This is a genomic window from Micromonospora sp. NPDC003944 (assembly GCF_053605225.1).
On the sequence record NZ_JBSGIV010000037.1, the window covers coordinates 39632 to 54153 of the forward strand.

A 14522-nucleotide genomic window follows, 5' to 3' on the forward strand; every position below is an offset into this window, starting at 1 on the left:
CACCCCCCACTCGCTGACCGGCACACAGTTTCGCAGCCGACCGCCGATCGGTCGAGGGCGCCACTCCACGACCCACGCGGGCGGATCAGCGCTTGATCCGCCGGCCTACCGCCGACCGCACCCGGTTCCACACCTTCCGCTCGTCGCGGATCCGAGGTCGTGAGCCGTCCGCCCGGCAGATGAACACCAGCGGCAGTCGCGCGTCCTCGGTCCAACCCACGTTTGTGATCCGGGCCTTGAGCAGCCAACTGCCCCTGGTCCGGCCGCCGTTGAGGGCGGCGAAGTCGATCGTGGCGGTGGTCCGGTGCACCAGGTGCACGGTCTCCGCTCCGGTCGTACCGGTGATCCGCTCGGTCTGGAAGGTCATCGGCAGGAAGATCTCGTCGCCGGTCTCCCGGTGCCGGGCGACCAGGTCCAGCCGGGCCTTGCGCACCTGCGCGGTGGCGTCAAGCACCTCGGGGGCGATCTCCTCCATCGGGAGCATCAGCACGTCGCGGTCACCGTCGGCGCGGAAGCCGACCGGCTCGTTCGCGGAGCGCAGCTCGGCGGCGACGGTCACCGTGACGGCGTGGTCGGCGCGCCGGAGATCGTCGACAGTGCCGTGTGCGGCGATGCCCGCCTCCCAGCGGGCGAGCCTGCGCAGGTCGGCGACGCGACCCCGCTCCGCCAGGTACGCCACGGCTCGGAGCAGGGGCGGCAGACCGCCGGCGACACCGGGGGCGAAGCGGTCCTGGATGATCTTCTGGGTCTCCAGTGCGACCTGGTCCAGCCACGGCTCGGGTGCGTCAAGCAGCCGCTTGCCCCGCAGCCGGCTGAGCATCTCGTTGCGCAGCCAGCGCCGGTGCAGCCGGTCCCGCAGTGGACCCGGCTCGGTGTTGGCGTCAACGACGTCCAGCGCCTCCCGCACGCTGGCGAAGTAGCTCGCCGGGTCCAGTTGGCCCGCGGTGACGTTGCGCGCGTCGCCCCGGTGGACGTGGTGGTAGCAGGTGTAGTCGGACAACACGGAGGTGCGCCGGGACAGGAAGTAGGCCCGCACGACGAGCGAGTGGTCCTCCAGACGCCGCTTGCCGCCCTCCGGGAACCGCAGGCCGTGCTCGTTCAGGAAGGACCGCCGGAACAGCTTGTGACAGGTCAGGCTGTCGATCAGGGGGGAGTTGCCCAGGGTGGCGTCGAAGCGGTTCTTCCGGAACAGCTCGCGCGGCACGGGGCGCCCGTAACCGGCCATCTTCCCGACCACGATGTCCGCGTCGTTCGCCTTCGCGCAGTCGTACAGCCGCTCCAGCGCCTCGACGGCGAACCAGTCGTCGTCGTCGGCGAAGAAGACGTACTCGCCGTGGGCGTGCTCGATGCCGAGGTTACGTGGGCGCGACGGCCAGCCCGAGTTCTCGATGTGCAGCACCCTGATGTGCGGGTGCTCGGCGGCCAACCGGTCCAGTCGCTCGGCCGTGTCGTCGGTCGAACCGTCGTCGACGAAGATCGCTTCGAACTCGTCCGCAGGCAGTGACTGGCGCAGCAACGAGTCGATGAGCTTCTCGATGTGCGTGCCGCAGTTGTACGCCGGCACCACGACGCTGACCTTGGGGACGCTCACCTTGGCTATCAGGACCCCTCCCACGTCGTCGGTCGGCCACCGGGCTGTCGATGCCCGGTGAACGGGAGGTGAATGGTGTCACCCCGGATACCTCTTTTCCAAGGCGGGGTCCGGCCGAACGCGGGACCGGCGGAAACGTCGCGAGCCTCCCCGTCGGGACCTTAGGGGTCCGCCTGCGAAAGGATCAGGGGAGCGCCGGGGGCGCGCCGGTGTCCATGCTGGGCATCGACTCCCTACGCTTGGCGCGTGACACTGATCGCGACCCAGTCGCTCACCAAGACGTACGGAGGTCGGGTCACCGCGTTGGCCGACCTCACCGTCGCCGTCGAGCCCGGGATCATCGGCCTGGTGGGCGCGAACGGCGCCGGCAAATCCACGTTGATCAAGATCCTGCTCGGCCTGATCGCACCGACAAGTGGCCAGGTCTCGGTGCTCGGCATCGACCCGACCACGGACCCGGCTGCCGTCCGTGCCCGGGTCGGCTACATGCCGGAGCACGACTGTCTCCCGCCGGACCTGTCCGCCGCCGAGCTGGTCACCCACCTCGGCCGGATGAGCGGCCTGCCCCGCACCGCGGCTCGGGAGCGGGCCTCGGAGGCCCTGCGACACGTCGGGCTCTACGAGGAGCGCTATCGCCCGGTCGGCGGCTACTCGACGGGCATGAAGCAGCGCGTGAAGCTGGCTCAGGCGCTCGTGCACGACCCCGACCTGCTGCTGCTGGACGAGCCGACGAACGGCCTGGACCCGGCGGGCCGCGACGCCATGCTGGCCCTCGTACACCGGATCGGCACCGAGTTCGGCATCTCCGTGCTGGTCTGCTCGCACCTGCTCGGCGAGGTCGAGCGGATCTGCGACACGCTGATCGCCATCGACGGCGGCCGGTTGCTGCGCGCCGACAACATCTCCGCGATGACCACGGCCACCGACGTGCTCGCCGTGGAGGTCAGCGAGGGCACCGAGGAACTCGCCGCCCGACTCGCCGAGCTGAACCTGCCGGTGGCCCGGGACGGACGACTGCTCCTCGTGCCGCTCGCCGACGACGGCACGTACGACCTGATCCTCGGCGCGGTCGCCGAACTGGACCTGCCACTGCACCGACTGGACCAGCGCCGGCACCGGGTGGCCGAACTCTTCGCCACGAGGGAGCTCACCCATGCCTGAGTCGTCCACCGCCGCTGTGCGCCCCACGCCGACAGGCGTCATCCACGACATCGGCTACCAGCGCTACGAGGGGCCCAGGCTGGGTCGTCGGCAGGTCTTCGGCGCGCTCTACGGCCATGGTCTGCGCACCGCGTTCGGGTTCGGGCGCAGCGCCAAAGCCAAGATCTTCCCGTGGCTGGTGGTCGGCATCGTCAGCCTGGTCGCGGTCGCCCTGGCCGCGATACGCAGCCAGATCGGCGAGCCGGTCGCCACGTACGCCCAGTTCGCCGACGCGATGAGCTGGTTGGTCATCTTCTTCGTCGCGGTCGTCGCCCCGGAGCTGGTCTCCCGGGACCTGCGCAGCGGCGTGCTTCCGCTGTACTTCTCCCGGCCGCTGCCGCGCTCCGACTACGCGTTGGCCAAGCTGCTGGCTCTGGTCACCGCGCTCTGGCTGCTGCTCGGCGGGCCCCAGCTGTTGATGTTCCTGGGCGCGGCGTTCACCACCAAGCAGGGCATGCGCGGGGTGTGGAACGAACTGCTCGACCTGCTGCCCGGCCTGCTCTACGCCGGGCTCTGGGCGGTGGTCTTCGCCTCGGTCGGCCTGCTCGTCGCGTCGCTGACCGGCAAGCGCGCCTTCGCCGCCGGTGGGGTGGTCGCGGTGTTCCTGATGACCACCCCGATCGTGGGTGTGTTGAGCATCCTGCCGTCGCGCTCCGCAAACGAGTTGGCCGGGCTCGCCTCACCCTCCACGCTGGTGCAGGGGGTGGGCATCTGGTCGCTTGGTGACCTGCTGGTCGAGGGCGATCCGGGCGAGATGATGATCGGCGGGTTCGGCCCGGTCTACGCCGTGGCCGCGGTGCTGTTGGTCGCCGGCGCGACCGCCCTCCTGCTGGCCCGTTACCGGAAGGTCGCCTCCTGATGAGCACGCTGAGCCTGACCGGAGTGTCCCGGTGGTACGGCAACGTGGTCGCGGTCAACGACATCAGCATGGGCCTGGGGCCGGGCGTGACCGGGTTGCTCGGCCCGAACGGCGCCGGCAAGACCACGCTGCTGCACATGATGGCCGGGTTCCTCGCCCCGTCGCGGGGCACGGTCACCCTCGACGACGAGCCGACCTGGCGCAACCCCGACGTCTACCGGCGGCTGGGCCTGGTCAGCGAACGGGAGGCGGTGCAGGGCTTCCTGACCGCGTACGAGTTCGTGCTCGCCAGCGCGAAGCTGCACCGGCTGCCCGATCCGGCAGCCGCGGCCCGACGGGCGATCGACCTGGTGGAGTTGGAGTCGGCGCAGGACCGACGGATCGGCACGTACTCCAAGGGCATGCGCCAGCGCGCCCGGGTGGCCGCGGCGTTGGTGCACGACCCGCAGGTGCTGCTGCTCGACGAGCCGTTCAACGGCATGGACCCGCGCCAGCGGCTGCACATGATGGATCTGCTGCACAGCCTTGGTGACGCCGGCCGGACCATCCTGTTCAGCTCGCACATCCTGGAGGAGGTCGAGCAGGTCTCCGGGACGGTGCAGGTGATGGTGGCGGGCCGGCTGGCCGCCTCCGGCGACTTCCGGACCATCCGCCGGTTGATGACGAACCGACCGCACGTCTTCGCGGTGCGCTCCACCGACGACCGGGCACTGGCCGTCGCGCTGATCGCCGAGGCGTCGGTGAGCGGGGTCGAGCTGGACCCGACCGGCCTGACCGTCCGGGCCGGCGACTACGGCGCGTTCACCCGGGCGCTACCCCGGATCGCGCTGGACAAGGGCATCCGGGTGCGCCAGCTGGTGCCGTCCGACGAGTCCCTGGAGAGCGTCTTCTCCTACCTGGTGGAGGCATAAATGTCGACGATTACCTGGATCACCGCGCGCGGGTTGTTCGGCCGACGTCGGTTCCTGCTGCTGCTACCGCTGCCGTTGGTGCTGCTCGGGCTGGCCGTGCTCTGCCGGTCGCTGGGGGTGGACCCGGGCGAGTGGGGGCCGCCGGTGCTTGTCGGCCTCGGGCTGGCGGTCGTGCTTCCGGTGGTCGCACTGATCATCGGCACCGGCGTGCTTGGCGCCGAGATCGACGACGGCACCGTGGTGCACATCCTGACCAAGCCCCTACCGCGCTGGCAGATCGTGCTGCCGAAACTCGGGGTGTCCGCCGGGGTCACCGCGGCCACCGTCGCGGTGCCGCTCTACGTCGCGGGCGTGCTCGCCGACTCGGTACGCCTCGGTCTGGGCCTGGCCGTCGCGGGGGCGCTCGGCGCGCTCGCGTACTCGGCGTTGTTCCTCGCGCTCAGCCTGGTCACCAGGCGGCCGGTGCTGCTCGGCCTGGTCTACGTGCTGATCTGGGAGGGGCTGCTCGGCAACTTCGTCAGCGGCACCAAGGTGCTCTCCATCCAGCAGTACGTGATCGCCCTCGCCGACCGGATCGCCCCCACCGGGCTGCTGGAGACCAGCGTGTCGGTGCCGGTGGCGTCGGTGATGACCGCGCTGGTGAGCGTCGGCTTCACCGTGCTCGCCATCGACCGCCTGCGCTCGTTCAGCGTGGCCGGCGAGACGAGCTGACAGCGGTGCGAGCTGCTCTTCCGGCCAGCCCCCGCGCTGCGGTAGGGCTGGCCGGATGGACCGGGCCGGCCACCCCGGGCCAGGCTTGTGGGCGTGAGCGTCGAAGCGGAGCTGACGTCGTTGGCTGAGCCGTACTCCCGGAGCAGCCGGCCCTGGCTGACCAGCCTGGCCGTCGCCGGGCTGGCCTGTGCCACGGTCGCCACCGCGGCCCAGGGCAGCGGCCAGTTCCACTGGTGGGCGGTGTTCATCCTGATCCCGGCCGCGTTGATCGCGGCCAGCGGCGGGCCGTTGCTGATCCGTGGCGGTGGCCGGGCCTTCGCCGGGTACATGCTCGCCTGTGTCGGCACGATCGTCTTCGCGGTCGGGGCGCTGCTGATGTTCGGCGTGATGGGGCGGGGTTGGCCACTCATGGTGGTGCTGCCCTGCCTGGCGGTCGCCGGCACCTACGGCTGGCGGGCGGCCCACCCACTGGCGCGCGGCCTGCACCGGGCGGTGGCGCTGCTCGCGCTGACCGGTGCGCTGCTGGGTGTGACCCTGCAACTGATCCGGGTGGGCCTGATCGACCCGAAGACCGGGTGGTGGGGCGCGTTCCTGATGCTGGCCGGGGCCATCGTGCTCGGCAACGCGGGGGAGCTGACCCGACACCGGATGCCGTACCGCCTCCAGGCGATCACCCTGCTGGTGGGGCCCGCCGTGGTCGCGTTCCTGCTCGGGCTGCGCTTCCTGCGCGGCTGGTGAGCCCGCCGGGCCGCCGCCGCCCGAGCGGGCGGCGGCGGACACCGGTCAGAAGGCGCAGGCGATGACGAGCTCCGGGGTACGGTCCGGAAGCAGGTCGAGTTTGCTGATCCGCCCTGCCGCCCGTAGGTCGTCGGCGATCAGGCTGAGCTGCTCCAACAACGCCGCCGGGCCGAGCGCCTCCGCCAACGGCACCTCCGCCTTCATCGACAGCTTCCGCTCCGACTTGGCCCGTCGCACCTGGCTCAACGCGTCACCGGCGAGCCGCAGCAACGCCGGCTCACCCGACCCCTCGATCGTCCGGGCCACCTCGTAGGTGGTCGGCCACGGCGCCCGGTGCACCGAGCCGTACCGCCACCACGACCAGACCTCCTCGGTCACGTACGGCAGCACCGGGGCGAACAACCGCAGCTGCACCGAGAGCGCCGAGGCCAGCGCCGCCCGTGCCGAGTCGGCTCCCGGGCCAGTGCCGTACGCCCGCTCCTTGACCAGCTCGATGTAGTCGTCGCAGAACCGCCAGAAGAACGCCTCGGTCACCTGCAACGCCGCCGTGTGGTCGTACGAGTCGAAGGCGGTGCTCGCCGCGGTGACCACGGTGGCCAGCTCGGCGAGCATGGCCCGGTCCAGTGGTGTGGTCGTCGGGGCGCGCAGGGCGTCCGCCGCGCCCAACCCGAGCGCGAACTTGGACGCGTTGAGCAGCTTGGTGGCCAGTCGCCGGCCGACCTTGATCTGCGCCGGGTCGAAGGCCAGGTCCATGCCGGGCTTGCCGCTGGCCGCCCAGTACCGCACGGCGTCCGAGCCGTGCTGCTCCAGCAGGGCCAGTGGGGTGACGACGTTCCCCTTGGACTTGGCCATCTTCTTGTGGTCGGGGTCGAGGATCCAGCCCGAGAGCACGGTGTCCCGCCAGGGCAGCACCCCGTGCTCGAAGTGCGAACGGACCACGCTGTCGAAGAGCCAGGTCCGGATGATCTCCTGGCCCTGCGGCCGGAGGTCCATCGGGAAGACCCGGGCGAACAGGTCCGGGTCGGTCTCCCAGCCACCGACGATCTGTGGGGTCAGCGAGGACGTGGCCCAGGTGTCCAGCACGTCCGGGTCACCGCTGAAACCGCCCGGCTGGCCGCGCTGCGACTCGTCGTAACCGGGCGCCGGGTCACTTGATGGGTCGACCGGCAGCGCGGACTCGTCCGGCGTGAGAGGGTGGGACCAGTCCGGCTCGCCAGTGTCGTCGAGCCGGTACCACACCGGCACCGGCACCCCGAAGAACCGTTGGCGGCTGACCAGCCAGTCCCCGTTCAGGCCGCCCACCCAGTTGTCGTAGCGGTGTTTCATGTGCGCCGGCACCCAGTGCAGCTCTGCGCCCCGGGCCAGCAGCGTGGCCCGCAGCGCCTCGTCCCGGCCGCCGTTGCGCAGATACCACTGTCGAGTCGAGACGATCTCCAGTGGCCGGTCGCCGCGTTCGTAGAACTTCACCGGGTGGGTGATCGGACGCGGCTCGCCGATGAGGTCACCGGCGTCGGCAAGCATCCCGACGATCTCCCGCCGGGCGCCGTTGACGCTCTGCCCGGCCAGCGCCGCGTACGGCTGCGCCGGCACCCCGTGCGGCGGCTCGGGCAGCAGCCGACCGTCCCGGCCGATCACCACCCGGGTGTCCAACCCCAGCTCACGCCACCACGTCACGTCGGTCAGGTCACCGAACGTGCAGACCATCGCGACGCCGGTGCCCTTGCCCGGTTCGGCGAGTGGGTGGGCGTACACCGGCACCTCGACGTCGAACAGCGGGCTGCGCACCGTGCCGCCCACCAGATCGGCGTACCGCTCGTCGTCGGGGTGGCAGACAAGCGCCACGCAGGCCGGCAGCAGCTCGGGCCGGGTGGTGTCGATGAGCACCTCACGACCGTCGGCCGCGGTGAACCGCAGCCGGTGGTACGCGCCGGGGCGCTCCCGGTCCTCCAACTCCGCCTGGGCGACAGCGGTGGCGAAGCCGACGTCCCAGAGCGTCGGGGCCTCCGACTGGTACGCCTCACCGCGGCGCAGGTTGCGGACGAACGCCCGTTGGCTCGTGGTCCGCGCGAACCGGCCGATCGTCGTGTACGTCAGGGACCAGTCCACCGAGAGCCCGAGCCGCCGCCACAGGGCCTCGAAGACCTGCTCGTCGGTGACCGTCAGTCGTTCGCACAGCTCGATGAAGTTGCGCCGGGAGATCGGGGTGGGGTCGCGGCGGGCCGAGTCGTCGACAGGCGCAGCCGGTGGCCGCCACACCGGGTCGTACGGCAGTGCCGGATCGCAGCGCACCCCGTACACGTTCTGCGCCCGACGCTCGGTGGGCAGGCCGTTGTCGTCCCAGCCCATCGGGTAGAAGACGGCCTTTCCGCGCATCCGCTGGTACCGCGCGGTGGTGTCGGTGTGGGTGTACGAGAAGACGTGCCCCATGTGCAACTCGCCCGATACGGTCGGCGGCGGGGTGTCGATCGCGTACACGTCCTTGCGCTCCTTCGAGCGGTCGAACGCGTACGTGCCTTCCTCCTGCCAGCGGCGTGCCCAGCTCTCCTCGAGCCCGTCCAGGGTCGGACGCTCGGGAACGCCGGCACGGGCCGTCCTCGCCGTATCGGTCATGCTGCGATCGTAGGCACCTCCCCGGTGCGGGGCGACGTAGTTGCTGCCGAACACACCGGCGGCGGGGCCGTCGACGCCGGCCCTAGATCAGCGAGTCGCGCCACTGGCGGTGCAGGGCGGCGTACCGGCCGTCGGCCTCGGCAAGCTCGGCGGGCGGGCCGTCCTCGACGACCTCTCCGCCGTCGAGGACGAGCACCCGGTCGGCCGTCTCCACCGTGGAGAGACGATGCGCGATGACAAGTGCGGTGCGGTCGCGCAGGATGGTGCCGAGTGCCCGCTGCACGAGACGTTCGGTCGGTACGTCGAGCGACGACGTCGCCTCGTCGAGGATGAGCACCGTCGGGTCGGCCAGGAACGCGCGGGCGAACGCGACAAGCTGCCGCTGCCCGGCGGAGAGCCGGCCGCCGCGTCGGTGCACCTGGGTGGCGTACCCCTCGGGCAGTGCGGTGATGAAGTCGTCAGCGCCGATCGCCCGTGCGGCGGCCTGCACGGCGGTGTCGTCGGCCCCCGGGCGGCCGAACCGGATGTTCTCCGCGACTGTGCCACTGAACAGGTGGTTCTCCTGTGTCACGAGCACCACCGCACGACGCAGGTCGGCGTCGCGTACGTCGCGCAGGTCGACCCCGTCCAACCGGATGGTGCCGGTGTCGGGGTCGTGGAACCGGGCCACCAGCTTGGCGATCGTCGACTTGCCCGCCCCGGTCGGCCCGATCAGTGCCACCGTCTGCCCGGCCGGCACCGTCAACTCCAGCCCGCGCAGGATCGGGGTGTCGGACCGGTAGCCGAAGCCGACGGCCCGGAAGACCAACTCGCCCCGGCCCGGCCCGGTCGGCAGCGGTGTGGGCCGGGCCGGTTCGGCGACAGTCGGCCGTTCGTCGAGGACCCCGGCCAGCTTCTCCAGCGCCGCCGTGGCCGACTGCAACGAGTTGTAGAACTGGCTCAGCTCCTGCATCGGCTCGAAGAAGCGGCGCAGGTAGAGCAGGAACGCGGCGAGCACACCGATCTCGGTCTGCCCGCCGAGCACCCGCCAACCGCCGTAGCAGAGCACCGCCGCCACGGTGACGTTGCCGATCAGCTTGATCGCGGGCGAATACGTGGCGATCAGCCGGAACGCGTGCAGGCTGCTCCGTCGGTAGTCGTCGCCGAGCGCCACGAAGATCCGTTGGTTGCGGGGCTCCCGGCGGAACGCCTGCACCGCCCGGATGCCCCGCATCGACTCGACGAAGTGCACGATGACAAGCGCCACCGCGTCCCTGGTCCGTCGGTACGCGCTCGCCGACGACCTGGCGAACCAGCGGGAGAGCCAGAACAGGAACGGGAAGGCGAACAGCGTCACGGCGGCGAGCGGCAGGTCCAGCCAGAGCAGGATGGCGGCCACCGAGAGGATCGAGAGCCCGGCCAGCACCAGGCTGTCGATCCCGCCGTCGACAAGCTCGGCGATCGAGTCCAGGTCGCTTGTGAGCCGGGAGACCATCCGGCCCGACGTGTACCGCTCGTGGAAGCCCACCGACAGTCGCAGGAAGTGCCGGAACACCCGCTGTCGCAGGTCGAGCAGGACGGCCTGGCCGATCCGGGCGGACAGGGTGAGGAACGCGCGGCGAGCCGCGTACTCGGTCACCGAGGCCACCGCGAACGCCCCGGCGACGGTGATCAGCGGGCCGGCGTCGCCCCCGCGCAACGGCGGGATGGCCCGGTCGATGCCGATCATGACCAGATACGGGCCGGCCATCGCTGCGGCGTTCTGGGTCAGCAGCAGGCCGACCGCCGTGGCGAGTCGCCTCCGGTGCGGGCGGAGCAGGTCGCCGAGCAGGACGCGGCTGAGCCGGCGTAGCCGGGCCACCGCTTCGGGGCTGGTGTCCTCGGCACGACTGCGGTCGGCCTCCGGGTCGGTGGCGGTGCCCCGCCATCGAGCGAGCTCGGGCTCCTCCTCGGGCGGTGGGTCGGCCTGCCTGGGCACGCTCACGAGCGCACCAGCCCCCACCCGTCGGAAGGGGACGGGCTCGGCCCGCTGGCGCCGGACGCCGGTGGCTGACCGGCGGGCGGCTCGGCGGCGAGCAGTGCCCGGTACGCCGGGACGGTGGCCAGCAGGTCGGAGTGCCGGCCGGTCGCCGTGATCCGCCCGTCCTGGAGGAGGGCGACCCGGTCGGCGAGCGCGATCGTCGACGGCCGGTGCACCACCAGCAGCGCGGTGCTGTCGCACAGGACCCGGCGCAACGCCGCTTCGACAAGCGCCTCGGTGTGCACGTCGAGCGCGGAGAGCGGGTCGTCGAGCACCAGCACGGCCGGTCGGCCGAGCACGGCCCGCGCCAGCGCGAGTCGTTGCCGTTGCCCGCCGGAGAGGGACAGCCCCTGCTCGCCCACCCGGGTGGCCAACCCCCAGGGCAGGTCGTACGCGAAGTCGGCCTGGGCCAGCGCGAGTGCCGCGCGGACCTCGTCGTCATCGGCGTCCGGGCGGCCCAGGGTGAGGTTCTCCCACACCGACATGGAGAAGAGCGTGGGCTCCTCGAACGCCACCCCGACCAGCCGGCGCAGCGATGCCAACCGCAGCTCCCGCAGGTCGTGCCCGTCCAGGGTGATCCGGCCCGCCGTCACCTCGTTGAGCCGGGGCACCAGGGAGAGCAGCGTGCTCTTGCCGCAGCCGGTGGCGCCGACCAGGGCCAGCGTCTCGCCCGGCTCGATGCTCAGGTCGATCTCGCGCAGCACCGCTGTGGTGGCGCCCGGGTAGCTGAACTCGACCCGCTCGAAGCGCAGTCGACCGTGCACCGCGACGCGGGGCAGGGCGACCGCGCCGGGAGAATCCACGATCTCGGGTGGGGTGTCCAGCACCTCCTGGATCCGGTCGGCGGCGGTGGCCGCCTCCTGACCGTTGGCGATGATCCAACCCAGTGACTGCACCGGCCAGATGAGCATCAGTTGCAGGCTGACGAACGCGACCAGCTCGCCGATGGTGAGCGCGCCGTGCGCGGCGGCGGCCGCCCCCGCCGCGAGCACCACGCCCAGTGTCACGTTTGGCACCAGGTCGAGCAGCGCCGAGGTGTTGGCCAGCAGCCGTCCCTTGCCGACGCCCGTGTCGTGCAGCCGCCGGGCCGCGCCGGCGAAGCGGGCCGCCAGTTCGGGCCCCCGCCCGTACGCCTTCATGGTGCGCAGGCCCTGCGCGGTCTCCTCGACCAGGGTCGCCACGTCGCCCTGCTGATCCTGCATGCGGCGTGACGCGGCGTGGTAGTGCCGCCCGAACCGGCGACTGATCAGCAGCAGCGGCACCGCGCTGGCCGCGACGAGCACCCCGAGCGCCGCGTGCAGGTTGATCAGCAGCACCACCACGACCACGTACGTGGTCAGGTTCAGCACCAGGAAGAACACGCCGAAGGAGAGGAACCGGCGGATCACCGAGAGGTCGCTGGTGATCCGGGAGAGCAACTGGCCGGACTGCCAGCGGTCGTGGAAGCTCGTCGGCAGCCGTTGCAGGTGGGCGTAGACGTCGGCGCGCAGCGCCGCCTCCATGCCCACCGCCGAGGACGACTGCACCCACCGGCGGATGAAGATGAGCACCGCCTCGACGACACCGAGCAAGAGTGCGAGGCCACCGAGCTGGAGCAGCCCGGCCGGTTCGTGTCGGGCCACCGGCCCGTCCACGACCCGCTGCACGACGAGCGGGACGGCGATCCCGGCTGCGGTGCCGGCGAGCCCCGCGACGAGCAGCCAGACGAACTCGGCGGCGTACGGGCGCAGGTAGGGGCGCAGCCGCCAGAGGTTGTGCACGGGGCGAGTGCCCGCGGCGGCCCGTGCGGCCGGGTCGCCGTCGCTCTCCACAGGCACTACCAGACGGTAGCGTCTTACCGCCGTCGATGCTCCTGTCAGCTTGCTGTCAAGCGCCGCTCATGACCGAGGAGCCACTTCTTCACGTCCAGCCCCCAGCGGTAGCCGCCCAGCGTCCCGTCGGTGCGGAGCACCCGGTGGCAGGGCACGAAGAGGGCTGCCGCGTTCCGGGCGCAGGCGGCCGCGGCGGCCCGCACCGCAGGCGGTCGACCGGCCAGCGCGGCGTACCCGGTGTAGGTGACCGGGGTGCCCGGCGGCACCTCACGCAGCACCTGCCAGGCGTGGGCCATGAACGCACCGCCGGTCTGTTGGCGGACCGGCACCGCGTCGATGGCGGCGAGGTCACCGTCCAGGTAGGAGTTGACCGCCGCGCTGACCGGGCCGAGGTCGGCCCGCTCCCGCAGCGGCGCCCGCAGGGCCGGGTGGACCAGGGGCAGCAGCGCCGCCGGGTCCGGGGTGAAGCCGGCCGCCCGGACGTCACCGTCGGGGCCGGCGAGGATGCTCAGCGGGCCGGCGGGTGTGCCCAGTACGGTGCTGTCGATGTTCATGCGGCTCTCCAGAGTCTGATCGTGGCGTAGGACCGCCAGGGACGCCATCGCTCGGCGCACCGGTCGAGGGTTGCCGGGGTGTCGGGCAGGCCGAGCGCGGCGGCGCCGCGTCGGACCGCGAGGTCGGAGCTGAGCAGGATGTCCGGGTCGCCGAAGGCGCGCATGGCCAGGTAGTTGGCGGTCCACGGGCCGATGCCGGGCAGCGCGAGCAGCCGTCGGACGGCCTCCTCCCGATCCACCCCGGCCGCGAGGTCGACAGATCCGTCCGCCACCGCCCGAGCCAACCCGCGCAGAGCCTCCCGCCGTGCCACCGGCATCCCGAACCCCGAGTCCGGCAAGGACAGAAGTTCCTCCGCGTCCAGAAACCCCCGCAGCGCCCCTTCCCTCCGTTGATCATGAAGCTGTTGTCCCGACACGCCGTCGTCGGTGGCAACAACTTCATGATCAACGCGACTCTGAGCGGCCAGGAGGCGGGTGAGGGTTGTTCGTGCCGAGGTGACCGAGACCTGTTGGCCGATGATGGCGCGGACGGCCAGCTCGAAGGCGTCGACCGCGCGGGGGACGCGGATGCCGGGTTCGGCGGCGACCGCCGGGGCGAGCACCGGGTCGGCTGCGAGCGTGGCGTCGATGGCCGCCGGGTCCGCGTCCAGGTCGAGCAACCGGCGGCAGCGGGCCACCGCCGGCGCCAGGTCGCGCAGGTCGGCGAGCCGCAAGGTCGCCGCCACGTGCCCGTCCGCCGGGGTCAGCGCCACCTGCGCGGTGCCGTGCGGCAACCGCAGACCCCGGTGGTACGTCCCGTCGCGGACCTCCTCCACACCTGGCAACGCCCGCACCGCGAGGAAGTCCAGCAGCGCCCGGGAGTGCAGCGGCGGGCGGTACGCCAGCCGGAGCGCGATGGTGCCCGCCCCGACCGGCGCCTGTTGGCGGCCACGGGCCGCGCGCAGGTCCGACGGGGCGCTCGCGTACACCTCGCGAAGCGTGTCGTTGAACTGCCGCACGCTGCCGAAGCCGGCGGCGAACGCGATCTCGGCCATCGCGAGGTCGGTCGTCTCGATCAGGATCCGGGCGGTCTGGGCGCGCTGGGCCCGGGCCAGCGCGAGCGGCCCGGCGCCCATCTCGGCGCTCACCATCCGGTGCAGGTGCCGCTCGGTGTAGCCGAGTCGGGAGGCCAGCCCCGGTACGCCGTCCCGGTCGACGACCCCGTCGGCGATCAGCCGCATCGCCCGACCGACCACGTCCGCACGGACGTCCCAGAGCGGTGAGCCGGGCGCGGCGTCCGGCCGGCAGCGGCGGCAGGCACGCAACCCGGCACCCTGCGCCGCGGCGGCGGACGGGAAGAACCTGACGTTCTTCCGCTTGGGTGTGATCGCCGGGCAGGACGGCCGGCAGTAGATGCCGGTGGACGTCACACCGGTGTAGAACCAGCCGTCGAACCGCTGGTCACGGCTGTCCACGGCCCGGTAACACCGCTCGAAGTCCAACTCCATGTCACCGATGATGCCCCGCTCGACGTGCGATCGGCTGGCGGGAATCGGACC

Annotated in this window: 10 protein-coding genes and 2 pseudogenes; 5 read left to right on the forward strand and 7 right to left on the reverse strand. The window is 71.9% G+C overall.

Annotated features, from left to right (window positions below; translation table 11 throughout):
- Window positions 1–85: 85 nt before the first annotated feature.
- Entirely contained in the window at window positions 86–1591 is a 1506-nt protein-coding gene (locus ACWER9_RS19340; protein ID WP_452303126.1) for a glycosyltransferase family 2 protein, read from the reverse strand.
- A gap of 246 nt (window positions 1592–1837) precedes the next feature.
- Between ACWER9_RS19340 and ACWER9_RS19345 the strand changes: the two genes are divergently transcribed.
- From ACWER9_RS19345 to ACWER9_RS19365, 5 genes are all read left to right on the forward strand, one after another.
- Window positions 1838–2752, forward strand: coding sequence for an ABC transporter ATP-binding protein (locus ACWER9_RS19345; RefSeq protein WP_452303127.1), 915 nt, complete (start codon window positions 1838–1840; stop codon window positions 2750–2752).
- Window positions 2745–3650 carry an ABC transporter permease gene (locus ACWER9_RS19350; RefSeq protein WP_452303128.1) on the forward strand — a complete coding sequence of 302 codons (906 nt, stop codon included), beginning with the start codon at window positions 2745–2747 and terminating at the stop codon, window positions 3648–3650. The genes ACWER9_RS19345 and ACWER9_RS19350 overlap by 8 nt, the downstream gene beginning before the upstream one ends.
- Window positions 3650–4561: an ABC transporter ATP-binding protein gene (locus ACWER9_RS19355; protein ID WP_452303129.1), complete on the forward strand. Its 912-nt coding sequence runs from the start codon at window positions 3650–3652 to the stop codon at window positions 4559–4561. Before ACWER9_RS19350 ends, ACWER9_RS19355 begins: the two co-directional genes overlap by 1 nt.
- Window positions 4562–5272, forward strand: a complete 711-nt coding sequence (locus ACWER9_RS19360) for an ABC transporter permease subunit (RefSeq protein WP_452303130.1) — start codon at window positions 4562–4564, stop codon at window positions 5270–5272.
- A gap of 93 nt (window positions 5273–5365) precedes the next feature.
- Window positions 5366–6010: a hypothetical protein gene (locus ACWER9_RS19365; RefSeq protein ID WP_452303131.1), complete on the forward strand. Its 645-nt coding sequence runs from the start codon at window positions 5366–5368 to the stop codon at window positions 6008–6010.
- Between the two features lie 45 nt (window positions 6011–6055).
- Here the strand turns inward: ACWER9_RS19365 and valS are convergent, their stop codons facing one another.
- The 6 genes and pseudogenes from valS to ACWER9_RS19395 form a co-directional block, all read right to left on the reverse strand.
- Window positions 6056–8620 carry a valine--tRNA ligase gene (valS, locus tag ACWER9_RS19370; protein ID WP_452303132.1) on the reverse strand — a complete coding sequence of 855 codons (2565 nt, stop codon included), beginning with the start codon at window positions 8618–8620 and terminating at the stop codon, window positions 6056–6058.
- Between the two features lie 82 nt (window positions 8621–8702).
- Window positions 8703–10583, reverse strand: a complete 1881-nt coding sequence (locus ACWER9_RS19375; protein WP_452303133.1) for an ABC transporter ATP-binding protein — start codon at window positions 10581–10583, stop codon at window positions 8703–8705.
- The gene (locus tag ACWER9_RS19380) at window positions 10580–12436 is read right to left on the reverse strand and encodes an ABC transporter ATP-binding protein (RefSeq protein WP_452303134.1); all 1857 of its coding nucleotides are present in this window, start codon (window positions 12434–12436) and stop codon (window positions 10580–10582) included. The genes ACWER9_RS19375 and ACWER9_RS19380 overlap by 4 nt, the downstream gene beginning before the upstream one ends.
- A gap of 38 nt (window positions 12437–12474) precedes the next feature.
- Window positions 12475–12984 carry a methylated-DNA--[protein]-cysteine S-methyltransferase gene (locus ACWER9_RS19385; RefSeq protein WP_452303135.1) on the reverse strand — a complete coding sequence of 170 codons (510 nt, stop codon included), beginning with the start codon at window positions 12982–12984 and terminating at the stop codon, window positions 12475–12477.
- Window positions 12981–13349, reverse strand: a pseudogene (locus tag ACWER9_RS19390) (DNA-3-methyladenine glycosylase family protein); the annotation flags it as partial. The pseudogene ACWER9_RS19390 and the gene ACWER9_RS19385, both read right to left, overlap by 4 nt.
- A 98-nt stretch (window positions 13350–13447) precedes the next feature.
- Window positions 13448–14471, reverse strand: a pseudogene (locus ACWER9_RS19395) (bifunctional transcriptional activator/DNA repair enzyme AdaA); the annotation flags it as partial.
- Window positions 14472–14522: the final 51 nt, after the last annotated feature.